At 65.2% G+C, this 24,291-nt stretch carries 23 protein-coding genes; 9 read left to right on the top strand and 14 right to left on the bottom strand.

Annotated elements, in window-relative coordinates:
• Positions 1-353: 353 nt before the first annotated feature.
• From GGR44_RS11060 to GGR44_RS11045, 4 genes are all read left to right on the top strand, one after another.
• Positions 354-1,610 carry an N-acetylmuramoyl-L-alanine amidase gene (locus tag GGR44_RS11060; protein WP_183955663.1) on the top strand — a complete coding sequence of 419 codons (1,257 nt, stop codon included), beginning with the start codon at positions 354-356 and terminating at the stop codon, positions 1,608-1,610.
• Between the two features lie 215 nt (positions 1,611-1,825).
• The gene (locus GGR44_RS11055; protein ID WP_183955662.1) at positions 1,826-4,354 is read left to right on the top strand and encodes a penicillin-binding protein 1A; all 2,529 of its coding nucleotides are present in this window, start codon (positions 1,826-1,828) and stop codon (positions 4,352-4,354) included.
• Between the two features lie 131 nt (positions 4,355-4,485).
• Positions 4,486-5,613, top strand: a complete 1,128-nt coding sequence (prfB, locus tag GGR44_RS11050) for a peptide chain release factor 2 (RefSeq protein ID WP_183955661.1) — start codon at positions 4,486-4,488, stop codon at positions 5,611-5,613.
• Between the two features lie 169 nt (positions 5,614-5,782).
• Entirely contained in the window at positions 5,783-6,121 is a 339-nt protein-coding gene (locus tag GGR44_RS11045) for a PilZ domain-containing protein (protein ID WP_246344565.1), read from the top strand.
• Here the strand turns inward: GGR44_RS11045 and GGR44_RS11040 are convergent.
• The 3 genes from GGR44_RS11040 to GGR44_RS11030 are packed head-to-tail and all read right to left on the bottom strand — an operon-like array spanning position 6,096 to position 8,203.
• Complete coding sequence (locus GGR44_RS11040; protein WP_183955660.1) at positions 6,096-6,248, bottom strand: hypothetical protein; 153 nt, start codon at positions 6,246-6,248, stop codon at positions 6,096-6,098. The genes GGR44_RS11045 and GGR44_RS11040 overlap by 26 nt on opposite strands.
• A gap of 16 nt (positions 6,249-6,264) precedes the next feature.
• Complete coding sequence (locus GGR44_RS11035) at positions 6,265-6,981, bottom strand: hypothetical protein (protein ID WP_183955659.1); 717 nt, start codon at positions 6,979-6,981, stop codon at positions 6,265-6,267.
• Between the two features lie 4 nt (positions 6,982-6,985).
• Positions 6,986-8,203, bottom strand: a complete 1,218-nt coding sequence (locus GGR44_RS11030; protein ID WP_183955658.1) for a toxic anion resistance protein — start codon at positions 8,201-8,203, stop codon at positions 6,986-6,988.
• Positions 8,204-8,422: 219 nt separating this feature from the next.
• Between GGR44_RS11030 and typA the strand changes: the two genes are divergently transcribed.
• Together typA and GGR44_RS11020 are read left to right on the top strand one after the other, a co-directional pair.
• Positions 8,423-10,243 (top strand): translational GTPase TypA, encoded by a 1,821-nt coding sequence (typA, locus tag GGR44_RS11025; protein WP_183955657.1) that lies wholly within the window; start codon positions 8,423-8,425, stop codon positions 10,241-10,243.
• Between the two features lie 158 nt (positions 10,244-10,401).
• Positions 10,402-10,776, top strand: coding sequence for a DUF805 domain-containing protein (locus GGR44_RS11020; protein WP_343052336.1), 375 nt, complete (start codon positions 10,402-10,404; stop codon positions 10,774-10,776).
• 33 nt (positions 10,777-10,809) lie between these two features.
• On the opposite strand, the gene GGR44_RS11015 is transcribed toward GGR44_RS11020, so the two are convergent.
• A complete protein-coding gene (locus GGR44_RS11015) occupies positions 10,810-11,397 on the bottom strand; it encodes a LuxR family transcriptional regulator (RefSeq protein WP_221214353.1) in 588 nt (195 codons plus the stop codon).
• A gap of 147 nt (positions 11,398-11,544) precedes the next feature.
• On the opposite strand from GGR44_RS11015, the gene GGR44_RS11010 reads away from it, so the two are divergent.
• Positions 11,545-12,525, top strand: a complete 981-nt coding sequence (locus GGR44_RS11010; protein ID WP_183955655.1) for an NAD(P)/FAD-dependent oxidoreductase — start codon at positions 11,545-11,547, stop codon at positions 12,523-12,525.
• On the opposite strand, the gene GGR44_RS11005 is transcribed toward GGR44_RS11010, so the two are convergent.
• From GGR44_RS11005 to GGR44_RS10995, 3 genes are read right to left on the bottom strand one after another with little or no spacing between them, the layout of a single operon-like run.
• Entirely contained in the window at positions 12,479-14,008 is a 1,530-nt protein-coding gene (locus tag GGR44_RS11005; RefSeq protein WP_183955654.1) for a DHA2 family efflux MFS transporter permease subunit, read from the bottom strand. The two genes, GGR44_RS11010 and GGR44_RS11005, sit on opposite strands and share 47 nt — an antisense overlap.
• Before the next feature lie 7 nt (positions 14,009-14,015).
• Positions 14,016-15,167: an EmrA/EmrK family multidrug efflux transporter periplasmic adaptor subunit gene (locus GGR44_RS11000; protein WP_183955653.1), complete on the bottom strand. Its 1,152-nt coding sequence runs from the start codon at positions 15,165-15,167 to the stop codon at positions 14,016-14,018.
• The gene (locus tag GGR44_RS10995) at positions 15,160-16,629 is read right to left on the bottom strand and encodes an efflux transporter outer membrane subunit (protein WP_246344563.1); all 1,470 of its coding nucleotides are present in this window, start codon (positions 16,627-16,629) and stop codon (positions 15,160-15,162) included. The genes GGR44_RS11000 and GGR44_RS10995 overlap by 8 nt, the downstream gene beginning before the upstream one ends.
• Before the next feature lie 121 nt (positions 16,630-16,750).
• Between GGR44_RS10995 and GGR44_RS10990 the strand changes: the two genes are divergently transcribed.
• Together GGR44_RS10990 and GGR44_RS10985 are read left to right on the top strand one after the other, a co-directional pair.
• Entirely contained in the window at positions 16,751-17,419 is a 669-nt protein-coding gene (locus GGR44_RS10990) for a TetR/AcrR family transcriptional regulator (RefSeq protein ID WP_183955651.1), read from the top strand.
• Positions 17,412-18,278: an alpha/beta fold hydrolase gene (locus tag GGR44_RS10985; protein WP_183955650.1), complete on the top strand. Its 867-nt coding sequence runs from the start codon at positions 17,412-17,414 to the stop codon at positions 18,276-18,278. The genes GGR44_RS10990 and GGR44_RS10985 overlap by 8 nt, the downstream gene beginning before the upstream one ends.
• Before the next feature lie 4 nt (positions 18,279-18,282).
• Here GGR44_RS10985 and GGR44_RS10980 read toward each other — a convergent pair whose 3' ends face one another.
• The 7 genes from GGR44_RS10980 to secG form a co-directional block, all read right to left on the bottom strand.
• Positions 18,283-19,374 (bottom strand): class I SAM-dependent methyltransferase, encoded by a 1,092-nt coding sequence (locus tag GGR44_RS10980; RefSeq protein ID WP_343052327.1) that lies wholly within the window; start codon positions 19,372-19,374, stop codon positions 18,283-18,285.
• Complete coding sequence (gene lgt / locus GGR44_RS10975; protein ID WP_183955649.1) at positions 19,364-20,248, bottom strand: prolipoprotein diacylglyceryl transferase; 885 nt, start codon at positions 20,246-20,248, stop codon at positions 19,364-19,366. The genes GGR44_RS10980 and lgt overlap by 11 nt, the downstream gene beginning before the upstream one ends.
• A gap of 65 nt (positions 20,249-20,313) precedes the next feature.
• Positions 20,314-20,817: a sterol desaturase family protein gene (locus GGR44_RS10970; RefSeq protein WP_183955648.1), complete on the bottom strand. Its 504-nt coding sequence runs from the start codon at positions 20,815-20,817 to the stop codon at positions 20,314-20,316.
• A gap of 51 nt (positions 20,818-20,868) precedes the next feature.
• Positions 20,869-21,684: a hypothetical protein gene (locus tag GGR44_RS10965; protein WP_183955647.1), complete on the bottom strand. Its 816-nt coding sequence runs from the start codon at positions 21,682-21,684 to the stop codon at positions 20,869-20,871.
• Complete coding sequence (locus GGR44_RS10960; RefSeq protein WP_183955646.1) at positions 21,678-21,857, bottom strand: TonB-dependent receptor; 180 nt, start codon at positions 21,855-21,857, stop codon at positions 21,678-21,680. The genes GGR44_RS10965 and GGR44_RS10960 overlap by 7 nt, the downstream gene beginning before the upstream one ends.
• 134 nt (positions 21,858-21,991) lie before the next feature.
• The gene (pyrG, locus tag GGR44_RS10955) at positions 21,992-23,626 is read right to left on the bottom strand and encodes a CTP synthase (protein WP_183955645.1); all 1,635 of its coding nucleotides are present in this window, start codon (positions 23,624-23,626) and stop codon (positions 21,992-21,994) included.
• Positions 23,627-23,712: 86 nt separating this feature from the next.
• Positions 23,713-24,087 carry a preprotein translocase subunit SecG gene (secG, locus tag GGR44_RS10950; protein ID WP_183955644.1) on the bottom strand — a complete coding sequence of 125 codons (375 nt, stop codon included), beginning with the start codon at positions 24,085-24,087 and terminating at the stop codon, positions 23,713-23,715.
• Positions 24,088-24,291: the final 204 nt, after the last annotated feature.

The raw sequence follows: 24,291 nt of genomic DNA, 5'->3' as shown, positions 1-24,291 counted from the left end.
CCATCAACGTCGCCTCGCCCGGAACCGGGCAATGCGAAGGATGGGAAAAATGCCACATGCAGCGTCAACCTGTTGTCATGTGCGATGCGGACATAGGGGCCGGATCGCGCAAAATAGTACCTATGGTTCCGTTGGGGTTCGGGCACTTGAGATAAGAGCCCACCTTGCGGGAATGAAGAGGGGTAGCAGCCAAATAGGCAACGGGCAACGCCTGCCGCCAAATAATGCCGCATAGGGCCGCCATGATCGAAACGTGCTGAAGATCATGTTAACCCCATCCTTTCAGCGGCGGAAAAGGGAAGCATCCTTAATCAGGCATTCAGCGTGGGGACGCTGGATGGATGTTGTCCTATATGAAATTCGGCTGGACGCCCGGATCGCTCGCGTTGCAAAAGCGGCGCATGGTTTACGGCATGGCACTGGCGGGCGCGCTGTTCGCGACGACCCCCGGATCGGCGGGCGGAATTGCCGGCGTCGATATGACCGCCAACCAGGTGACGTTGCGCTTTGACGAGCCGGTCGACGGCGCGTCGGCCTTCCTGCTCGACGGGCCGCAGCGCATCGCCCTCGACATCAGCGGCGCGCAGGCCGGGCGGGGCTTTGCCGGATCGGCCCCCGCCGTCGCCGCCGTTCGCCAGGGGCAGGTGGATGCGCAGACCGCCCGCGTCGTGCTCGACCTCGCCAGCCCGGCCGTGCCCACCGGCGCGCGCTTCTCCGAAGACGGCCGCTCATTGAGTTTCACCCTGCAGGACGTATCGTCGGGCGCGTTCCGTTCCGCCCTGGGTCAGGGCCGGATGCGGTTCGACGCGCCCGCCAACGCAGCGCGCCCGCCCCATCGTGTGCATAGCATCACCGTGCCCATTCCCGCAGCGTCCAAGGCGCTCGCCCTGCCCCAGGTCGAAGGACCGCGAGACGCAGGGCGTCCGCTCGTCGTCATCGACGCGGGCCATGGCGGCCATGATCCGGGCGCGATCGACCCCGATAACGGCCGCCGCGAAAAGGATGTGACGCTGGCCATCGCCCAGGCGATCCGCGACCGGCTGGTCAAGTCGGGTCGGGTGCGGGTGGCGCTGACCCGCGATGATGATCGTTTTCTGGTGCTGCAGGAACGCTATGGCATCGCCCGGCGCATGAATGCCGATCTGTTCATTTCCATCCATGCCGACTCGGCTGAAAATCGCGAGGCGCAGGGGGCCACCGTCTATACCCTGTCCGAAACCGCGTCGGACCGCGAGGCCGCCCGGCTTGCCGCGCGCGAGAACAAGGCCGACATCATCAACGGCGTCAACCTGGGCAACCAGTCTGGCGAGGTGTCGTCGATCCTTATCGACCTGACGCAGCGCGAATCGATGAACATCTCGGCCAATTTCGCCCGCCTGCTGCAACGATCGGCCGCGCCCTATGTGCCCTTCCGCAGCGCCTATCACCGCTTCGCCTCGCTGATGGTGCTGAAAGCGCCCGATATTCCATCGGTCCTGTTCGAAACCGGCTATATCAGCAACGCCCATGACGCCGCCTTCCTGAGTTCGCGCGAGGGCCAGGCCCAGATCGCCCGCGGCGTCGCCAGCGCCATCGAAATCCACTTCGCCCGCAAGCTGGCGATGAACTGAGCGTTGTGAGAAAATCCGGCGAAGGCCGGACTTTTTGTGTCGCACCGGCCCGCGCCCCCACCCGGCCGCCCAAATGATACTGCCGTTGGGTGGCCGGGTGGGGGAGCGGGCCGGCGCCGAATCGGAAATGGGCCACGCGCATTTCCCAAATGACCTCCGACCGGCGCGGGCCGCCTCGACAGCGCTGGTTTTTGACCCTAGAGCCTCTTCCCAGAATGGAAGAGGCCGCTTCGACATCGCCGACCACCGCCTTTCGCCTCCGGCGGGACGCGCGCGGCATTTTCGCCCGTCTGCGCAGCCTGTGGGGCCGCCGCTGGTTCCGCTGGCTGTCGATCCTGGGCGGCGGCTTCATCGCCTTTTGCGCGATCTTCTGGCTGATATTTGCGCGCGACCTGCCTGATGCTACGTCACTGCTGGAATATGAGCCGCCGCTGCCCACCATCGTGCGCGACGTCAATGGCTCACCGGTGCACAGCTATGCCCGCGAACGGCGCGTGCAGTTGCAATATAGCGATTATCCGCCGTTGCTGATCCGCGCCTATCTGGCGGCGGAGGACAAGACCTTTTTCGAACATCATGGCGTCGACATTCCCGGCTTCTTTGGCGCCGTGGTCGATTACGCCAGCAAATTGGGATCGGGCCAGCGTGCGCGCGGCGGCTCCACCATCACCCAGCAGGTGGCGAAGAACCTGCTGATCGGCGACGCCTACTCTCCCACGCGCAAGGTGAAGGAAATGATCCTTGCCTATCGCATGGAACAGGTGCTGACCAAGCAGCAGATCCTTGAACTCTACCTCAACCAGATATTCCTGGGGCGCAACGCCTATGGCGTTCAGGCGGCGGCGCGCGCCTATTTCGACAAGGATGTGGCCGACCTGAAGCTCCATGAAATGGCCTATCTGGCGATCCTGCCCAAGGGGCCGGCCAATTACCGCCCGGAAAGCGCGACCGGTCATGAACGCGCGCTCGACCGGCGCAACTGGGCGCTGGGCGAGATGGAGAAAAATGGCTGGATCAGCGCGGCGCAGCGCGATGCGGCCCGCGCCCAGCCGCTGGGCGCCGTCACCGCTCATGGTTCCGGCTTCGACGCTCGCGCGGGCGGCTATTATATGGAAGAGGTGCGCCGCCGCCTGATCGAACGCTTCGGCGAAAAGGCGGCCGATGGTCCCAACAGCGTCTATGCCGGGGGGCTGTGGGTGCGCAGCCCCTATGACCCGATGATGCAGGAACAGGCGCAAAATGCGCTGCGCGGCGGGCTGCTTCGGTTCGACGCCGGGCGCGGCTGGTCCGGCCCGGTGGGCAGGATCAACATCGCCAATGGCTGGAAACGCGAACTGGCCGCCAGCTATGTCGATGTCGACTATAGCGGCTGGCGCGTCGCCGCCGTGATCGACAAGAGCGCGACCAGCGCCAGCATCGGCTTTGCCGACGGCGCCACCGGCACATTGCCCGCCGACGCGGCGCAGATGCCCGCGCGCAAAACGGGCGGCACGGCTTTCGCCGCGCTCAAACCCGGCGACCTGATCGTCGTCGTCGCCAACGGCTCCAGCTATGCGCTGCGCTCCATCCCCGAAGTGTCGGGCGGCATGGTGATCGAAGACACCCATGGCGGCCGCATCCACGCCATGCAGGGCGGCTTCGACGCGCGCCTGTCCGCCTATAACCGCGCGACCCAGGCCCAGCGTCAGCCCGGCTCCACGATCAAGCCCTTCGTCTATGCCGCCGCGCTCGACAATGGCATGACGCCCGCGTCGATCATCGTCGACGGGCCGCTCTGCGTCTATCAGGGCGCGGGGCTGGGGCAGAAATGCTTTCGCAACTTCTCGGGCGGCAGCGCCGGGCCGCAGACGATGCGCTGGGGCGTCGAACAGTCGCGCAACCTGATGACCGTGCGCGCCGCCAGCCAGACCGGCATGGACCGTGTCGTGCGCACCATCAAAAATATGGGCATCGGCGATTATCAGCCCTATCTGTCCTTTGCGCTGGGCGCGGGCGAAACCACCGTCGAACGCATGGTCAACGCCTATGCGACGCTCGCCAACCACGGCAAGCAATTCGCGCCCAAGGTGATGGACTATGTTCAGGACCGGCGCGGCAAGGTGATCTGGCCCGACCGCTGGCGCGCCTGCGACGGGTGCAATATGGCCAATTGGGACGGCAAACCGATGCCCCGTTTCGGGTTCGAAGGGCGGCAGGTGATGAACCCGATGACCGCCTACCAGGTCGTCCATATTGCCGAAGGCGTCGTCCAGCGCGGCACCGCGACGGTGCTGGCCGACCTTGATCGCCCGCTGTTCGGCAAGACCGGCACCACCAATGGTCCGACCAATGTCTGGTTCGTCGGCGGTTCGCCCGACCTCGTCGCCGGCGTCTATATCGGCTACGACCAGCCGCGCAGCCTGGGCGGCTGGGCGCAGGGCGGCCGCATCGCCGCGCCGATCTGGAAAGCGGCGATGGCCCCGATCCTCGAAAACATGCCCAAAACGCCCTTCGTCGCGCCTGCGGGCATCCGCATGGTCGCCATCGACCGTCGCTCGGGCAAGCGCGTCTATGGCGCATGGCCGACGCACGAGCCCAAGGCCGCCGTCATTTGGGAAGCGTTCAAGCCCGAAACCGAACCGCGCCGCACCATCCGCACCGAGGAAGTGGAAGCGCAGGAAAAAGCCGCCGCGCGCGCCGCCTCCACCCAGCGCCGCCAGCGCAGCGACGCCGATTTCCTGCAGGATCAGGGCGGGATTTATTGAGGCGGACGGGCGTTACAGCCCCGCCGCCTTCCTTTCCCGGCGCAGGATTGAATCTTTCCAAGCCTCTCGGTCTGGGATAGGGGCGGTCGCTTGATGCGTTGAGGCGCACGCGACTATTCTGGAGAAGGCCCATGCGCGCCGAAGCGCAGCAATATATCGACCGCATCGACGCCGCGCTCAGCCTGTTGCGTCGCTTCCTCGACTGGGACGTGGCGCTGCGCCGTCTGGACGAGCTGAACGCGCGCGTCGAGGATCCGACCCTGTGGGACAACGCCAAACAGGCGCAGGAGGTGATGCGCGAGCGCACCCGGCTTGACAGCGCGATCGGCGCCACCCGCGCCATCGACACGGAAAAGACCGACACCGCCGACCTTATCGAAATGGCCGAGGCGGAAGGCGACGAAGAGATGGTGACCGAAGCCATCGCGTCCCTGAAGGCGCTGGCCGAGCGGGCCGACGAAGACAAGATCAAGGCGCTGCTGGCGGGCGAGGCCGACGGCTACGACACTTATCTCGAAATCCACGCCGGCGCGGGCGGCACGGAGAGCCAGGACTGGGCCGAGATGCTGAGCCGCATGTATCGCCGCTGGGCCGAACGGCGCGGTTACAAGGTCGATCTGGTCGATTATCAGGCGGGCGACCAGGCGGGGATCAAGTCCGCCACCTTCCTCATCAAGGGCGAGAACGCCTATGGCTATGCCAAGACCGAAAGCGGCGTCCACCGCCTGGTCCGCATCAGCCCCTATGACAGCAGCGCGCGCCGCCACACCAGCTTTTCGTCGGTCTGGGTTTATCCGGTGATCGACGATGACATCGACATCGAGGTCAAGGAAAGCGACCTCAAGATCGACACCTATCGCGCGTCTGGCGCGGGCGGGCAGCACGTCAACACGACCGACTCCGCCGTTCGCATCACCCACGTCCCTTCGGGCATCATCGTCGCGTCGCAGAACGACCGGTCCCAGCACAAGAACCGCGCCACCGCGATGAACATGCTGAAGGCGCGCCTCTATGAAGCGGAACTGCGCAAGCGCGAGGAAGCGGCGTCGAGCGATTACCAGGCCAAGACCGAGATCGGCTGGGGCCATCAGATCCGCTCCTACGTCCTGCAACCCTATCAGCTGGTGAAGGACCTGCGCACCGGCGTCACCTCCACCGCGCCCGACGATGTGCTGGACGGCGCGCTTGATCCGTTCATGGCCGCCGCCCTGTCGCAGAAGGTGACGGGCGAAAAGGTCGATGTCGAGGATGTCGACTGACAGCCCCGGCCGATGGCTGAGCTGCATGGGAGCGGGCGCGCCCTTTCCGATTCGCGGCCAAAACAAGGGCGTTCGTCGGGAAAATCGCGGTTAATGCCGCGTTGGTGACGAAAAAGCGCGAATCGACCCGAATCTTGCGGCTATGCTGCGCCGGCGAGAGGGGAGCGGAATGACCCACATGACCGCCATCACGGCGGGGGCTTCAGGGCCCTCGCGACGCATGGCCGCCCGTCACAAGATGTTTGAACCGGTGCGGCTGCACCGGGATGGCGAAACTTGGCGCGCGCATCTGCTCGATCTTTCGCGCACGGGCGCGCGGCTTCATGCCGACCTGCCGCCGCATGTTGATCAATGGGTGGAGGTTGAGCTGTTCGGTCTGCTGCTGCGCGGCCGGGTGATCTGGGAAAAGGCCTGCCGTTTCGGCATCCGCTTCGATCAGGCGCTGCCCGATCCGCTGTTGCAGGGGCTGATCGAAACCGTTGTCAACGCCGTTTCCAGACCCGGATAAGCATCAGCGCGCCCGCGCCGCCGCCGACAATCGCGGTCAGCGCGCCGCCCACCATCAACAATGCCCATCCGCCCGCCGCCAGCAACCCGGTCAGCAGGTCGACGATGATGCGGGTCAGGTGGATCATGCCGGGGCAGGGGCGGTTATTGCCCCAATTCCCTTGCTTCCTGATATTTGAGTTCCAGAAAGCGGTTCTGCGTCGCCAGCTTGTCAAGGTCGCCGGACGCCATCGCCTCGCTCATCCGGCCGATTTCCGCGTCGATCACCGACAGCCCCTCGACCAGTTGCTTTTCGGGCACGCGGCCGTTGCGCTCCTCCCGCCGCAGCGGCGCGGGAATGGATTGATAGCCGTTGACCAGTTCGGGCAGATGGTCGGCCAGCAAGCGGCGAACTTCCTGCGCGGCCGGTTCCTGCGGGTTCAGTCGCTCCAGTTGCGGCGCCAACGTCTCCAGCTTCACGCCGATGCTGTCGACCAAAGTCACGGCCGGGGCGGGCAGCGCCCTGCGCTGGTTTTCCAGCCATATTTCGGTCTGGAGTGGCAGGGCCTTGAGTTCCGTCGTCGCCAGCGCCTCCGTCCGCACACGCTTCTCGGTGGGCGCTACCGCGATCAGCAGCACGGCGGCGATCATCACGCCCAGCGCCACCATCACCCCGGTCGTGCCCAGCGGCATGATGAAGCCTGTCGCCGCGCTGGCGATGATAATCGCCAGCAAGGCCCCCAGCGCCAGCCGCACTTTCCGCAACAGCCCGGCGTTGCGCCTTTGCCGCGCGCGCGCCGACAGGCTTTGATAGCGTTCCTCCTGTCGGCGCAGGGTCGGGCTGACACGATCCCGAATATAGCGATCGACATCGGTGGACATGTCCCTACCCCTCGATGCTGCTTAGCAGCGGGTTTTCGACCCGGGCCTGCGCGGCGGCCTGCGCCTGTCCTTCGGCGCGGGCGATATAGCCCTTGGACTTTTCGACCTCGTTCGACAGCGTGTTCACCGTCGTCTTCATATTCTCCAGCGCCTTCAGCTTGAACGTGTCGATATTGTCCATCGTGTCATAGATGTTCTGGAATGCGCGTTGCAGCGTTTCGATTGGGATGGTGCTGGATGCGGCCTGTTCGTGAATCTGCGCCGTCTGGGTCTTCAGCATCTCGCCGGTGCTGTCGATCATGTTGGCGGTGGTGGTGTTGAGCGCGGTGATCTGTTCCAGCACCAGTTTCTGGCCGACCAGCGCCTGCGCCACCGTCACCGCCGTGCGCAGCGCCGCCACGGTCGTCGTGCTGGCGCGGTCGACGCCCTTCACCAGTTCGACATTATTCTTCTTGACGAGGTCGAGCGCCAGATAGCCCTGCACTGTCACCGCCATCTGCGTCAGCAAATCCTGCGTGCGCTGGCGGATATAGAACAAGGCACTGTCGCGGATCGCCTTCGCCTTGGCCGGATCGGTCGCATCCAGTTCCAGCGCCTTGGCCTCCAGCCGGGCGTCCATGGTCTTGGAAATGTGGATCATCTGTTCCAGGCGGCCCATGGTCGCCCACATATTCTGCCGCTCCACGTCGATCGCGGCATTATCCTTGATCAGCGTGTCCTTGCCGCTGGCAAGGCTCCCCAGGATCGAATTGATGTGGCTCTGCGCGCTTTTGTAGCCGTCGAAATAATCGCGCATCCTGTTGCCGAAGGGGATGATGCCGAACAGCTTTTTCGGCGCCAGCAGGCTGCCGCGCTTGCCGGGGTCAAGATCCTCCACAGTGCGGCGCAGTTCGGCGAGGTCCGCGCCGACCTTGCTGTCGCTGTCCATCGCACGCACCGGCCGGTCGAGGAAGCGGTTGGAGTGCCCTGCGGCCTCGGCGATCTCCTTGCGGCCCATATTGGTCAATTGGTCCACCCGGGCGCCGAATTCGGGCGAATTGGCGTCCTGCGCCACCAGATCGTCGATGAAGGCGTCGACCTTCTGGTCCAGCTTCGACTTCTTCTCCTCGTCGATCGGCACCAGCCCGGCCGCCTTTTCCGGCGCGACGGCGGGCACCGGATCGGGCGGCGTCAGGTTGAGCGTATCGGCGGTTGCGGTCGTCGTGGGCGCGGTGCTGGCCATATCGTCTCCTCTGGACTGCTATATGAGAACAACACAGTCCGGTCGCAAGGGCTTCGATCCGCCCCCAGCTATGGCCCGACACCGCCTGCGATGCAATCAGTCCCGCTTGGCCTTTCCCGCGCCACTCTTGCCGCGGCGCATCATTTCCTGTAGGGGCGCGCCCGAAACCTCTGCGCGGCATGGTGTCGACCGGGGGACCCCATATCCCGAAGGCATAACATGTCCCTGCGTAATATCGCGATCATCGCGCACGTCGACCATGGCAAGACTACCCTTGTCGACCAGCTTTTCCGCCAGTCCGGCACCTTCCGCGACAACCAGCGCGTCGAGGAACGCGCCATGGATTCCAACGACCTGGAAAAGGAGCGCGGCATCACCATTCTGGCGAAGCCCACCTCGGTCGAATGGAACGGCACCCGCATCAACATCGTCGACACGCCCGGCCACGCCGACTTCGGCGGCGAGGTGGAGCGCATCCTCTCCATGGTCGACGGCGTCATCCTGCTGGTCGATTCGTCGGAAGGCGCGATGCCGCAGACCAAGTTCGTGACCGGCAAGGCGCTGGCGCTCGGCCTCAAGCCCATCGTCGTCGTCAACAAGGTCGACCGCCCGGACGAACGCATTCAGGAAGTGCTGGACGAAGTGTTCGACCTGTTCGTGACCCTGGACGCCAGCGACGAGCAGCTCGACTTCCCCGTGCTCTACGCGTCGGGCCGCAATGGCTATGCCAGCGAAGATCCGCAGCGCCGCGAAGGCACGCTGGAGCCGCTGTTCCAGAAGATCGTCGACCATGTGCCGCCACCGGCGCTGGATCAGGACGCGCCCTTCAGCTTCCTCGTGACCCTGCTCGACCGCGACAATTTCCTCGGCCGTATCCTGACCGGCCGGGTCCAGTCGGGCACGGTGAAGGTCAACCAGCCGATCCACGCGCTCGACATGGATGGCAATGTGATCGAAACCGGCCGCGCGTCGAAGATCATGTCCTTCCAGGGGCTGGACCGCGTGCCTGTCGATGAAGCCAGGGCCGGCGACATCATCAGCCTTGCCGGCCTGACCGTCGCGACCGTCGCCAACACCATTTGCGACACGTCGGTGTCTGTGCCGATTCAGGCCCAGCCGATCGATCCGCCGACCCTGTCGATGCGTTTTTCGGTCAATGATTCGCCCATGGCGGGCCGCGAAGGCACCAAGGTGACCAGCCGCATGATCCGTGACCGCCTGATGCGCGAAGCGGAATCCAACGTCGCCATCAAGGTCACCGAAAGCGCCGACAAGGACAGTTTCGAAGTCGCCGGTCGTGGCGAACTTCAGTTGGGCGTGCTGATCGAAACCATGCGCCGCGAAGGCTTTGAACTGGGCATTTCGCGCCCCCGCGTGCTGTTCGGTGAAGATGAAGCGGGCAACCGGACCGAGCCCTATGAAACCGTCGTCATCGACGTGGACGATGAATTTTCCGGCACCGTCGTCGACAAGATGAACATCCGCAAGGCCGAGATGACCGACATGCGTCCTTCGGGCGGCGGCAAGACCCGCATCACCTTCTCCGCGCCGTCGCGCGGCCTGATCGGCTATCATGGCGAATTCCTGTCCGACACGCGCGGCACCGGCATCATGAACCGCCTGTTCGAGAAATATGGCCCCCACAAGGGCAAGATCGAAGGCCGCAAGAATGGCGTGCTGATCTCCAACGGCGCGGGCGAAGCCAATGCCTATGCGCTGGGCCCGCTGGAAGATCGCGGCATCCTGTTCGTGGGCGTGGGCGAAGCGTTGTATGAAGGCATGGTCATCGGCGAAAACGCCAAGCCCGAAGACCTCGAAGTCAACCCGATGAAGTCGAAGGCGCTGACCAACTTCCGCGCCAGCGGCAAGGACGACAGCATCCGCCTGACCCCGCCCAAGAAGATGACGCTGGAACAGGCCATCGCCTATATCGACGACGATGAAATGGTCGAAGTGACGCCCAAGACCGTGCGTCTGCGCAAGCGCTACCTCGATCCCAATGAACGCAAGCGGATGAGCCGGGCCAAGGCCGCCGCCTGAAGCAGGACCGATGCCGAACCTCCCCGCGCATGTTGCTGGCGCGGGAAGGCGGTGCGGTATACACAAAATGGCTACCATAATATTCGACCTTATCCAAAACCATATCGGCCTTGGGGGCCGTTGACCTCAAGTGCGTCTTGGATCAAGCATTCCCATCAATGTTGTTTGGGGGGCACATGGACTGGGTTAGATTGTTCTTAAAGAGGTGGAGCGACACATCGGGCAGGTCGGAGCGTCGCGAATATATTGCTGCTGTCGGTTCGATGATTGCGGCAATCCTAGTGGGTATGGTGCCGTTTATTGGCGTCTTTGCGATTGTTGCGCTGATCGTGTTTATCATACCCTTGTGGACAGTCACGATCAGGCGATGGCATGATCTCAATCTTCCCGGCTTTCTGGTACTTGTTGGCGTGCTTATTCCGGGCGTGAATGTGATTGCCGCGATTTTCCTCTGCATCCTGCCGGGAACAAGAGGGGATAATAACTACGGCGCGGAGCCAGGCTTGCCCTCCGACTATCTTGGCAAGATATAGCTGACGGGCATCGTGCGGGTTTCGCACCTTATTTTAGTAACCCGCCTCCACCGCGATGCGGATCGCGTCGGCCGATGTCGTGACGCCCAGCGACTGGAACAGCGCCGCGCGGTGCATCTTCACCGTCCGTTCGGTCAGCCCCAGTTGCCAGGCGATCTGCTTGTTGAGCTGGCCCGCCGCCATCGCGATCAGCACCGCGCGCTGGCGATCGGATAAAGAGTCGATCAGCGCGCGTGCGGCGGCCTTGCGGGTGGAATCGGCGGCGCCGGGTTCCTCCACCTCGACCTGCGACCCCAGATAATATTCGATGGCCCCGTCGGCGTCGAAGATCGGCGCGACCATCACCGCGTTGCGGAACGGCGTGCCGTCCTTGCGATAATTCAGGATTTCCACCAGCACCGGCCGATGTTCGCGCACGGCGTCGCGCAGCACCGCCGTCAGCGCGGGCTCGGTGCCCGGTCCGGTCAGAAACCGGCAATTGCGCCCCACAATCTCCTCGCGCGCATAGCCGGTCAGCGCGAGGAACGCTTCATTGCATTCGATGATTGGATTGTCAGTCTGAAGCGGGTCGGTGATGATGGCCGCGATCGGGCTGTTGGCGATCATGTGATGGATAGACATGGCTGCGCTTCTTTGCACTGTTTTTCGGGGCGCTGAAAGCCCCGATGGCCGATAGGTCATGTTGCGCGAAAAGGGGCAGCGGACGCAAGACCCGCAAGAGCCGGAGCGTGACGTTCGCTCCATGAACTGTTGCAACGGGTGGCGCGAATGCAAGTGGCGATCATCGGGGCGGGGATAGCGGGGTTGGCCTGCGCCGATGGGCTGCGGGATCAGGGCCATGGCGTGACCCTGTTCGACAAGGGGCGGGGGCCGGGCGGGCGCATGTCCACCCGCCGGATCGCGACGGCATCGGGCGAGTTGTCCTTCGACCATGGCGCGACCCATTTCACCGCGCGCGGCCGCGCGTTCAGGGCCCAGGTGGAGACATGGCGGGCGGCGGGCTGCGCCGCGCCATGGCCCGTTGCCGGCCGCGACGCCTGGGTCGGCGTGCCCGGCATGAACGCGCCGGTGCGCGCCATGGCGGCCGGACATAATGTGCGCTGGGCGACGCGCGTGACCGGCATGATCCGGGAGGGCGCGGGCTGGACCTGCCTGAGCGACCAGGGCGTGTTTTGCGGATTCGATGCGCTGGTGCTCGCCATACCGGCCGAGCAGGCGGCGACGATGCTGTGCCTTCAGGATTTTCCGATGGCGCGCGCGGCGATGGCGGTGCAATCGTCGCTATGCTGGTCGGTGATGGCCGCGTTTGAAGCCCCGGTCGCAGCATTGCCCGACCTTATCCGGGACCGCGGCATGATCGCCTGCGCCGTACGCAACAGCGCCAAACCCGGCCGAACGGGGCCGGAATCATGGGTGTTGCAGGGCAGCGCCGCCTGGTCGCAACAGCATGGCGAGGCGCCGCCCGAAGCCGTGATCGATACATTGCTGGGGCAGTTGGCGCGCCTGTCCGGCGCGGCGTTGCCGCCCGTTGTCGCCGCCGCCGCCCATCGCTGGCTTTATGCCACGCCGTCGGGCAGCTTTGCTCAGGCGCTGTGGAACCCGGCGATTGCCCTGGGCGCCTGCGGTGACTGGCTGTCCCACGGCTTTGTCGAACTGGCCTGGGACACCGGCCGCGCCCTTGCCCGGCAAATGACAGGCGCGATCAGTGGGCAACCGACGGATCGATCGACCGGGTCGGCCGCGGCGTAATCCAAACCAGCAAGGACGCCGTAAACAGCAAGACCGCCGTCAACAGGAAAATATGGTCGAGTGCGACGACCATCGCTTCCTGTCCGACGATGCTGTTGATGATATGGCGGCTGGCTTCGGGATCGGCGCCGATCTGCGCTAGCTGACGCTGTGCGTCGGCGGGGTTCAGCCTCCCGGCCATCTCGCTCTGGGCCACCCGCTGGGAATTTCCCCATGCCGTCAGCACCAGCGATGTCGCGATCGCGGATGCCAGAGTGCGCAGGAAGCTCTGCAAACCCGCGGCGGACGCCGTTTCTTCGGGCAGGACAGCGCCCAGCGTGACGGCGGTCAGCGGCACGAAGAAAAACGGCACGGCAAACCCCTGATAGAGTTGGGGCAGGGCCAAAGTCCAGAAATCCGCGCCACTGGTCCAGTGGCTGCGCACGATGGCCATCACGCCGATCCAGGCGACGCCCAGCGATATCATCAGGCGCGGATCAAACCGCATCATCAGGCGCGCGGCAATCATCGACGTGGAGAGCGATGCGATGGCGGTCAACGCCGTGGCGAGGCCCGCGTCCGCCGCGGGATAGCCAAGGGATGATTGCAGCCATTGCGGGATGACGACGATGCTGGCGAAATAGGCGCCGAAGGTCAGCGTCAGCGACATGACGCCAAAGGAGAAGCCGCGATGGCGGAACACCCGCAGGTCGACGACCGGATGTTCCTCGGTCAATTCCCAGATGATAAACGCCAGAAAGCCGACAAGGGCCGTGATCGCCAGCGCAAGGATCATCGGATCGGCGAACCAGTCATGGTCCCGGCCGATGTCCAGCATGATCTGGAGGCAGCCGATCCAGAAGATCAGCAGGACAAGGCCAATGCGGTCGATCGGCACCCGGCGGATGGGCGTTTCCAGCGGCCGCAAGGTGGCGATCGCGCCGAAAACGCAAATCGCCGCCACCGGCACGTTGATGAAGAAGATCCAGTGCCAGCTCCAGTTGTCGCTGATAGAGCCGCCGACGATCGGCCCCATGGCGGGGCCGAGCAGCGTCGTCATCGCCCACAGGCCCATGGCCCGACCGCGCTGTTCGGGCGGAAAGACCTGCAAGAGCAATGTCTGGCTGAGCGGCATCAGCGGGCCGCCGCACAATCCCTGGCCGATGCGCGCGACCACGATCATGCCCAGGGTCAGCGAAAGGCCGCACAGCACCGAGAAGAGCCCGAAACCGATCATGCAGGCAATGAACATCCTGACCGTGCCGAACCGCTGCGCCAGCCATCCGGTCAACGGTACGCAGATCGCTTCCGCCACGGCATAGGATGTGATGATCCAGGTGCCCTGTTCCATGGTGATGCCCAGGCTGCCGGCAATATGGGGCACGGACACATTCGCCACGGTCATGTCCAGCACGACCATGAAGTTGCTGAGCGCCAGGATCAACCCGGCGATCATCCGCCCTGATGGAGGGATCTGCCCCTGAAAACCGTCAGTATTCGCCATGGTCGGTTCAATCGCCCGCCAGGTCTATCTCGACTTCCATGGACAGGCCAACGCGCAAAGGGTGGGCGGTCAGTTCCCTGGGGTCGAGGTCGATGCGCACGGGCAGGCGCTGGACCACCTTGATCCAGTTGCCGGTGGCGTTCTGGGCGGGGATCAGTGCAAAGGACGCGCCGGTGCCGCCGGACAGGCCGGCAACCCGCCCGTGATAGACGACGTCGCCGCCATAGATGTCGGCGGTCAGCGTGGCGGGCATTCCCACCTTCACGTCGCGCAACTGGCGCTCCTTGAAATTGGCGTCGACATAGAGGCGATCGATGGGAACGATGATCATGATGGGCACGCCTTGCGCCACGCGCTGGCCGACCTGCACCTGTCGCTTGGCGACGATGCCGTCGATCGGCGCGCGGATGACCGTGCGATCCAGGTCGAGCCGCGCGGAATCGAGCTTTGCCTTGGCGGCCATCACCGCCGGGTCGCTTTCCACCGTCGATCCGCGCACCAGCGCGTCGTTGGCGGCCAGTTCGCCCGATGCCGCGCCGCGGGTCGATTCGGCCTGGGCCACGCCGGCGCGGGCCAGGTCGAAGGCGGCCCGCGCGGCGGTATAGGCCTTGCGCGCGCTGGTCAGTTCATCGCCCGATACGGCGCCGCTGGGCGCCAGCGCCTCGCGCCGTTGCAGGTCGATTCGCGCTTTGTCGAAGTCGGCCTGCGCGCTCACCATCTGCGCGCGGGCGCGGGCTATTTCGGCGGCGCGGGCGTCGACCTGGGCCGACAATGCGCCGCTCGTGGCGACGGCCTGACGAAACCGGCGGCGGGCCTCGGCAAGGTCGGCTTCCGCCTGGGCAAAGGCGATGCGCGCATTGGCGCTGTCGAGCCGCACGAGCACGTCGCCCTTCTTCACCGTCTGCGTATCGCTGACCAGCACCTCAACGACCTGCGCGGAGAGCAGGGGCGTGACCTGCGCCACTTCGGCGTTCACATAGGCATTGTCGGTGCTCACATGGTTGCGGCCGACCAGCAGATACCATCCGCCCCACAGGGCAAGACCGAGGGCGACGATCACGGCCAGGCGCGTCAGCCACAGTCGGCGCATGGCGCGCCGGGCCTGCGCCGCGTCGTCCTGTGTCTCGGGCTGTTCAACGGGGACGGCAATGTCAGCCATGCGAGGGATCCTTGGCAGCGGGGTCTTGGGCCGGGCTGGAGGCGAAGCCGCCGCCGAGCGCGCGAATAAGAGCGATGTCGATGCTGAGTGCGCGGCTGTCGAGTTCGGCCACCATCTGGCGCGCCTGCAACAGCTTTTCTTCCACGACCAGCACGTCGAGATAGGTGGAAAGCCCGCCCTCATAGCGTTTGCGGGCAATGGCGTAGGCGTCTTCCGACGCGGCCAGGGCGATGCGGGCGTCGGCGATCTGGCGGGCCAGCGACGCCTGGCTGGTCACCGCGTCGGCAACGTCGCGATAGGCGTCGATCACTGTGCGGTCATAGAGCGCGACGGCCTCGTCAAAGGTCGCGCGGGCGCTGCGATACTGGCCCTTCAGCGCCCCGCCATGAAAGATCGGCAGGTTGATCGCCGGGCCGACGCCGCCAATGAAGGATCCTTTGTCGAACAAGAGGTTGGCCAGCGGGCTGGCCTGCCCCGATATGCCCGCATCGCTGAAACTGGTCTGATAGCCCAGCGCCTGGAAACCGACCATCGCGCCCAGGCTGACCGCCGGGAAGAAATCGGCGCGGGCGACCTTGATCCGGCTGGCGGCCGCTTGTGTGCGGGCCAGGGCGGCGGCCACGTCGGGGCGGCGGGCGATCAGGTTGGTGGTGACATCGCCGGGCAGTGGCCGGGCGGCCAGCGCGGCTGCGTGCGGCGCGCTGATCGACAGGGCGCGGTCGGGCCCGGCGCCGACCAATGCGGCGATCTGGTTCCGGCGCAGCGCGATGGATTCGTCGATCGCGCCGAGGTCGGCGCGGGCGGCTGCGACCCCGGCATCCGCCTGACGCAGATCGCCCCGCGTATCGAGCCCGCTTTTCAGGCGGTTGTTCACCAGCTTGCGGGTGGATTCGCGCAACTCCAGCGTGGCCGCGCGGATGGCGCGTTCGTCGTGCAGCCGCGCCAGATCGGCATAGGCCTGCGCAATGCCGGTGGTCAGCGTCAACCGGGCCTGCGCAGCTTCGATCTGTGCGGCCTGCGCTTCGGAAGTGGCGGCGGCGAGCGCCGCGCGATTGCGGCCCCACAGGTCGAGATCGAAACCGACGTTCAGCGTCGCCTGCCCCTGACCCAGCCAGCCCTGCGGCACGAAATCGGAGGGAAACCCGTTGTTATAGCTCTGCTTGCTCGCCTTGACGTCGAGATTGGCGTCAACGGAGGGCGCAAGCGCCGCGCCCGCGCTTTGCGCCATGCCTGTCGCCTTGCGGAAGCGCGCCATCGCCGCTTTCAGGTCGGGATCGCCGCGCAGCCCTTCCTGCATCAGCGCGTCCAGCTGCGGATCGCCATAGACCGTCCACCAGCGATCAACCGGCCACACGCCTTCGCTCGCAGGCAGGCTCTGGCTGGCGGCGACATCCTGGCCCGCAAGCGGCGTCGGGACGGGCCCCAGATCGGGAACTGCCGCACAGGCGCCCAGCGCCAGCATCAACAGGGGAGCGATGTGTCGACTCAATTGCATTAAAACCGTACCATCCAGTATGAATGCGCCTTTGCCGCCGCTGCCGGTCGCTTGTCAACAGAAAAAACGTACTATATGGTACGGCAATATGAATTGCAGTTCCTCCTCTTGTGGCTCCACTGCGAGCAGAAGGGAAGCGCGCCGTCAGCAGCGGCGCGACGAAATCGTGCGCATCGCCAGCCGCACCTTTCTGGATCAGGGTTATGCCGCCACCAGCATGTCCGCCGTCGCTGCGGAACTGGGTGGATCGAAAGGCACTTTGTGGAGCTATTTTCCCTCCAAGGAGGCGCTGTTCGCGGCGGTGCTCGATCAGGCGACGGGTGTTTTGCAAGGCCAGATCATGCGTCTGTTCAACCCTTGCGCCGACATTGAAGCGACGCTGCGCAACGTCTGTCGCGCCCTGCTCGTGCGAATCGCGTCTCCCGAAGCAATCGCTTTGCACCGGCTGATTGTTGGCGAAGCCGGGCGCTTCCCGGAAATCGGCCGCATCTTTTACGAGCGCGCGCCTGGTCGCATGAAATTGCTGCTCGCCGACTATCTGGTCAAGGCGATGGATCGCGGGGTGCTGCGCCGCGACGACCCGCTATTTGCGGCCCGCTGTCTGGTCAGCCTGTGCCAGGCCAATGATTATCAACAGGTGCTCGTCGGCATCATCCACGGCATGACCGACGAACAGATCGAGGCCGATACCAGCTTTGCGGTTGCGACCTTTCTGCGTGCTTACGCCCCGACGGCGGAGGTTGCACAGCATGGCTGACGGGACGGACGAACCCGCGTCCCATTATTTTGCGTCGCAACGGCTCCAGATGCATTATGTCGACTGGGGCAATGAAGGCGCGCCTTTGCTGGTGCTGGTCCATGGCGGGCGCGACCATGCGCGCAGCTGGGACCGGGTGGCGCGCGCCTTCCGGGCGAACTGGCATGTCGTGGCGCTCGACCTGCGCGGCCATGGCGACAGCGCCTGGTCGCCCGACGGCGCCTATGCCTCCGCCTATATGGTGGGCGACCTGCTGGCGTTGATGCGACATCTGGGCGATGGTCCGGTCGCCATCGTGGCCCACTCCCTGGGGGCCGCCCTGTCGCTTCGCTATGCCGGGGTATTCCCCGAGAATGTGCGACGCCTTGCTGCAATCGAAGGCATCGGGCTCGATAGTTTCTCCGGGCGCGAACCGGTGGAAAGCCGCTGGGGCAATTTCCTCGACCGGCGGATCAGGCTGCATAGGCTGACGCCCCGTCATTATCCCCGGCTGGATGATGCGCTGGCGCGGATGCGGCAGGCCCATCCGCATCTGGACGAGGATTTGGCCCGTCACCTCGCTATTCATGGCGTGACCGGCGATGAGGATGGCGGCTTCCGCTGGAAATATGATCCCTATTTCACCGCCTTCTATCCCGACGATCTGAGCGATCAGGAACGCTTTGTCCTGTGGCGGCGGATCGATTGCCCGGTCTGGCTTGTCCATGGCGCGGATAGCTGGGCCCGCCACCCTTCAGAGGGAAATCGGCTGGCGCAGTTCCGCGATCCGCGCGTCACCAGTTTTGAACGGGCGGGCCACTGGGTGCAGCATGACCGTTTCGACGATTTCGTTACCGAACTGCGGGATTTCCTGGCCTAGGCGCTCAGCCCTCGAACCCGGCCGGTTCGGCCCAGTCGGGATGCACAAAGGCCATCACCTTGAATAGGGTTCCCATCTGATCGTCGGCGGTCAGCCGCTGGCGCGCGATTTCCAGCGCCTGCGCATGGTCGGGCCGGGCGGCGGCCAGTTGCGCGGCGCGCACGTCGATGCCCAGCCGCCGCAGGAAATCGCCTTGGCCGACCGGACCCAATACCCGCAGCCCCGCCTGACGCGCCATGTTGCCGATCACGGCGAAGTCGACATGGGCGGTCAGGTCGACCTCGCCCGGATCGCGGAAGGGATCGACGAAGCGGTGGCGGCGCACCGCCTGCAACGTGTCGCCAATGGCCGGGCCTTCATAGCCATAGTCGATGATGATCGCGCCGCCGCCCTGCCGCGCGATGCGGTTGGCCAGCGTCAGGGCGATGGCGGCCCCGGCGGGCGGCGTTTCGATCACTGCGCCGTCCTGCGCCTGCTCGGCCAGCGCCGGCAGGCCGGATGTGATCTGGCGGTAGCCGGGCATGGGGAGGAACTGGATGCCCTCGCCGCTTTCCCGGCGAATGACGACCCGCTCGCGCCATTCCGATCCGGTGCGGACGATCTGGCGGATCGGCAGGGCGTCGAAAAATTCATTGGCGACGACCAGCAAAGGCCCTTCGGTGGGCAGCCCGTCGATGGAATCATGATGGGTGATGTGGGGCAGCAGCACCCTCTGCCGGGATTTGAGCGCTTCGCTCGTCTCGACGAAATGGACGCGCGGGGCAAGCGCCGCCCCCTCCATCGCGCGCAATGCGTCGGCGGCCAGCGTGCCCCGGCCCGGCCCCAGTTCGACATAAAGCGGGTTAGGACGACGGCCCGAGCGCATCCACATGTCGGCCAGCGCAAGGCCCACCAGTTCGCCGAACATCTGGCTGATTTCCGGCGCGGTGGTGAAGTCGCCATCCTGGCCCAGCGGGTCGCGGCCGCCATAATAATGGGCGTTCGCCTCCGCCATATAATGGGCGATGGAAATGGGGCCGCCCGCCTCGATCTGCCGCGCCAGCCGTTGCGGCAGGGGCAGTGCGCCCGGATCAACCGACGAGCGGTCAGCCGACACTGGCGTTGCCGGCGGTCGGCTCCACCCGGGTCCGCCGCCCCTTGGCGGTCGCGATCAGCCATGCGCCGCCCAGGATCATCGGCACGCATAGCCACTGGCCCATGTGCAGCCCGGTGCGCTCGGCGAATTCCATCAGTTGCGCGTCCGCCTCGCGGAAATATTCCACGAAAAAGCGGAACAGGCCATAGCCCAGCATGAAGATGCCGCCCAGCTTGCCGGGCTCATAGCGCGCCTTCGTCTTCCAGAAGGCGAAGGCCAGGATCAGGCCGAGCGCCAGCCCCTCCAGCCCGGCTTCGTAAAGCTGGCTCGGGTGGCGCGGCGGCCCTTCGATCCAAACGCCCGCGACATGCTCAGGAAAGCGTATGGCCCAGGCCACATCGGTTTCCTTGCCCCACAATTCGCCGTTCACGAAATTGGCGAGGCGGCCGAAGAACAGGCCAAAGGGCGCGCAACAGGCGATATAGTCGCCCACCCGCATCCAGCTGAGCTTGTCCTTCCACGAAAGGTACAGCACCGCCGCGAACATGCCGATCGCGCCGCCGTGAAACGACATGCCGCCATTCCACAATTTGAAGATGTCGGCCGGACGTTGCAATATTTCGGGCTGGTAGAAGATGACATAGGCCATGCGCCCGCCGATGATGATGCCCAGCGTCGCATAAAAGATCATGTCGTCGGCATGGCGGCGGGCCATCGGCGCGCCGGGCTGCGCAATCAGCTTCAGCAGATACCAGTAGCCGATGATGATCCCGGCCAGATAGGCGAGGCTATACCATTTGATGGTGAAGAAGCCGAGGTCGATGGCGACCGGGTCCAGCCCCAGATCCTTGAAACTGATGGCGCCCGAAGCGGCGGCGGCGATGTCCAGGATCAAAATGCGTTTCCTTCGCGGCTAAGCGCAGCCTCCATAATGGGATTGCCGCCCAAACCCAAGGGGGTTCAGGAGGAAGCGGCGCTCTTGCGCACGCCCGCCCGCCCGCCACGCGCGAGTTGCGCCTTGAGCGCGGCGGGGTGGGGCGCGACCAGAAAGCCGAAGCTGACCGTGCCCGCCTTTGTCTCGACCGCATGGTGCAGCCGGTGCGCCTGCACGATCCGCTTCATGTAGCGAGACCGGGGCACATAGCGGTGCGCCACCCGGCGATGGACGATGATGTCGTGAAAGCCGAGATATATGGCGCCATAGGCCGCGATCCCCGCGCCCATCGCCGTCGCCCATGCGCCCCAGCCCCATTGCACCCCGCCCAGCAGCATCAGGATGGAGGGCAGGGCGAAGATGACGAAATACAGGTCGTTCCACTCCCACGCGCCCTTGCGCGGGCGGTGATGGCTGGCGTGCAGGAACCAGCCCGGCCCGTGCATCACCCAGCGATGCATGACATAGGCGAAACCCTCCATCGACGCGACCGTGGCGATGAAGATCAGGATGAGGACGACAGGGCTCATGTCGCCCCTTTTAGAGGCCTGTGACGCCCTGCGCCATGGGCAAATCGTCTATCAGGGCTTGTCCTTAGGTCGGTGCATCTCGCTCGCCACCATGGCCGATGCCGCGCGGTCGATGGACCAGATGCGGCGCGGCGCCCTGGGATCCCAGTCGATCGCCTGTCCGGGCGACGCGATGCCCAGCGTCGTCACCAGTTCCAGCGCCGATCCCGCTTCGGGCAGTTTCAGCGCATAGAGTTCCGGCCGGTCGTGCCCGGTGGCGTAGATCAGCCCGTCCGCGCCCCAGCTCAGCCCTGAACAGCTATAGGGGGCCATCCGCTCCAGCACCGGCGCGGGAAAGGCCCAGCTTTGTTCGACGCGGAAATCATCGTCCATCCGCGCCAGCATCGTATAGCGATGGTCGCGGCCCGGCTCGCCGCCCTTGCCGTCATAATGGGCGAAGACCGCCCACCATTTGCCGGCATGCCGGTCGAGCGCGGTCAGCGATCCGGGGCCGAAGCCCAGGCTGACGGTGCGGACGTGGCGCAGCGTTGCGGTGTCGAAAAACTCGATGGCGCTGGTCTGCGGCACGGCGGGATAGTTGGACGCGGCGCATACCAACTGCGCCTCAACCACCGTGCAACTGTTCATGTGCGGGAACAGCCGCCGCTCGCCCTGCCATTGCGCCACGCGCTGGCCGTCGGCGATGCGATATTTGCCGATCCGGTCATTGTCGATGGCATAGACAAATTCGCCGTCGGACGCCGCGCCCTGCCGCGCTTCGGGGGCGGGCATCCGCAATGTCACCGGCGCGGGCGGCGGGGAAGGGGGCAGGTCCGCCTGCGTCCCTCCCGCCGCCAGCGCCAGCAGCAGCGCGATGCCGCTTACCATTTCAGCGATGCGCCAATATAGAAGGTGCGGCCATAGCGTTCATCCTGCGTCACCCAGTTGCGTACGCCGCCCTGATATTGCCGGGTCGGCTCATCGGTCAGATTCTGTCCTTCGGCAAACAGGCGGATATTGCGGGTCAGGTCAACCGCGACCTTGGCGTCCAGCAGGCGCATGGTCGGATTTTCCCCTGATGGTCGGGGAAGCGCCTAGGGCGCGCGCGCTACGTCGCCATGGCGCGGCGATGAAGCCGTAATGACGGCCGGATGACGGTTCTATTGCGCCGCATCATAACCGTCATCGAGAGGTTTCAGACAAGGCGGCTCTGCTTGACCGCGGCCGCGATGAAGCTGGCGAACAGCGGGTGCGGGTCGAAAGGCTTGGACTTGAGTTCCGGGTGGAACTGCACGCCCACGAACCAGGGATGGTCGGGCCGCTCGACGATTTCGGGCAGCGTGCCGTCGGGCGACATGCCCGAGAAGATGAGGCCGCCCTTTTCCAAAGGTTCGCGATAGCCCGCATTCACCTCATAACGGTGGCGGTGGCGTTCGCTGATTTCGGTCGCGCCATAAATGCCCGAAACGACGCTGTTGCCGTCCAGCTTGGCGGGATAGGCGCCCAGCCGCATCGTGCCGCCCAGATCGGTCTGCGCCGTGCGCTTCTGCAACCCTTCCTTGCTCATCCATTCGGTGATCAGGCCGACGACGGGCTCGCTGGTGTCGCCAAATTCGGTGGTCGACGCCGCCGCGATGCCCGCCGTGTTGCGCGCGCCCTCGATGCAGGCCATCTGCATCCCCAGGCAGATGCCAAAGAAGGGGACGTTGCGTTCACGCGCGAAGCGTACCGATGCGATCTTGCCCTCCGAACCGCGCACGCCGAAGCCGCCGGGGACGAGGATGCCGTGCATCGGCTCCAGCCGGGCGGCGATGTCCGCGCCCTCTGCCTCGAACAGCTCGGCGTCCAGCCACTTGATGTTCACCTTCACCCGATTGGCGAAGCCGCCATGGGTCAGCGCCTCGTGCAGCGATTTATAGGCGTCGGGCAGGCCGACATATTTGCCGACCACGCCGATGGTCACTTCGCCTTCGGGGTTCTGCTGCCGGTCCATGATGTCGGCCCAGCGGTCGAGCGAGGGCTGCGGCGACCCTTCGATGCCGAAGGCGCGCAACACTTCGGCGTCCAGCCCCTCGGCATGATATTGCTGGGGCACGGCATAGATGCTCTTCGCGTCCAGCGCCGGGATGACGGCTTCGGGCCGCACGTTGCAGAACAGCGCGATCTTGCGCCGCTCGCCCTCTGGCAACGGCTGTTCGCACCGGCACAGCAATATGTCGGGCTGGATGCCCAGCGAGGTGAGTTCGCGCACGCTGTGCTGCGTCGGCTTGGTCTTCAGCTCGCCCGCCGCAGCGATATAGGGAACCAGCGTCACATGGACGAAGATCGACTGGCCCCGGCCCAGATCGTTGTGGAGCTGGCGGATCGCCTCCATGAAGGGCAGCGATTCGATGTCGCCGACGGTGCCGCCGATCTCGCACAGCACGAAGTCCAGATCGTCCGTCTCCGCCATGGCGAACGCCTTGATCTCGTCGGTGACGTGCGGGATAACCTGCACCGTCGCGCCCAGATAATCGCCGCGCCGTTCCTTGGTGATGATCGTCTGGTAGATGCGGCCCTGCGTCACATTGTCCGCCTGCCGCGCCGAAACGCCGGTAAAGCGTTCATAATGGCCCAGGTCGAGGTCGGTTTCGGCCCCGTCGTCGGTCACATAGACTTCGCCATGCTGATAGGGGCTCATCGTCCCCGGATCGACGTTCAGATAAGGGTCGAACTTCCGAATGCGAACACGGAAACCCCGCGCCTGCAGCAGGGCTGCGAGCGATGCGGCCATAAGGCCCTTGCCGAGCGAGGAGACCACGCCGCCGGTGATGAAAATATACCGCGCCATGGGAGAGGAGGCTTAGCCTTTCGGAACAACAAAGGGCAAGCGCGCGAAGCCCCGCACGCTCAAAAAAAGATGAATTGACGATAAAATCAGTTGGCGAGCGGGACCGCGCCGTTGCTGGCCGCGCCGTTGCCGACGGCCTGCGCCGCACCGGCCAGCGGATCGTCGCCGGCGGGGACGGGGCCGGATGTCGCGGGCGTCGCCTGCTTCACCAGCGACGTGTCGATGCTGCCGGGCGCATGGCGCACCGAAGCGATCACCGCCAGCGCGATCGACAGCAGGACGAAGACGGTCGCCAGCACCGTGGTCGAGCGCGTCAGGAAATCCGCCGCGCCGCGCGCCGACATGAAGCCCGACGGGCTGCCGCCCATGCCCAGGCCGCCGCCTTCCGACCGCTGCATCAGGATGACGGTCACGAGACAGGCGGCGATAATGGCCTGCACGACAAGGAGGAAGGTGAACATGGGCTGCGACTGTCCAGACTATTTTGGAATAAAGACCTGCGCGCGCACATAGCGACGAAGCCGCGCGGGGGCAACCTGTGGGATTCCGGTGGCGCCCCCTCGACAGCGCGCAAGTCCGCTTCGGGTGGGTTGAAGTCACCTTCCGCCTTCGTCACCCTGAACCTGTTTCAGGGTCCATTTCTCCCCATCAACAGCCGTCTCCGG

Source organism: Sphingobium fontiphilum, from assembly GCF_014196635.1.
GTDB classification, from domain to species: domain Bacteria; phylum Pseudomonadota; class Alphaproteobacteria; order Sphingomonadales; family Sphingomonadaceae; genus Sphingobium; species Sphingobium fontiphilum.
Note: the sequence above shows the minus strand (reverse complement) of the source record. Positions and strands in the feature narration are given on the sequence as shown.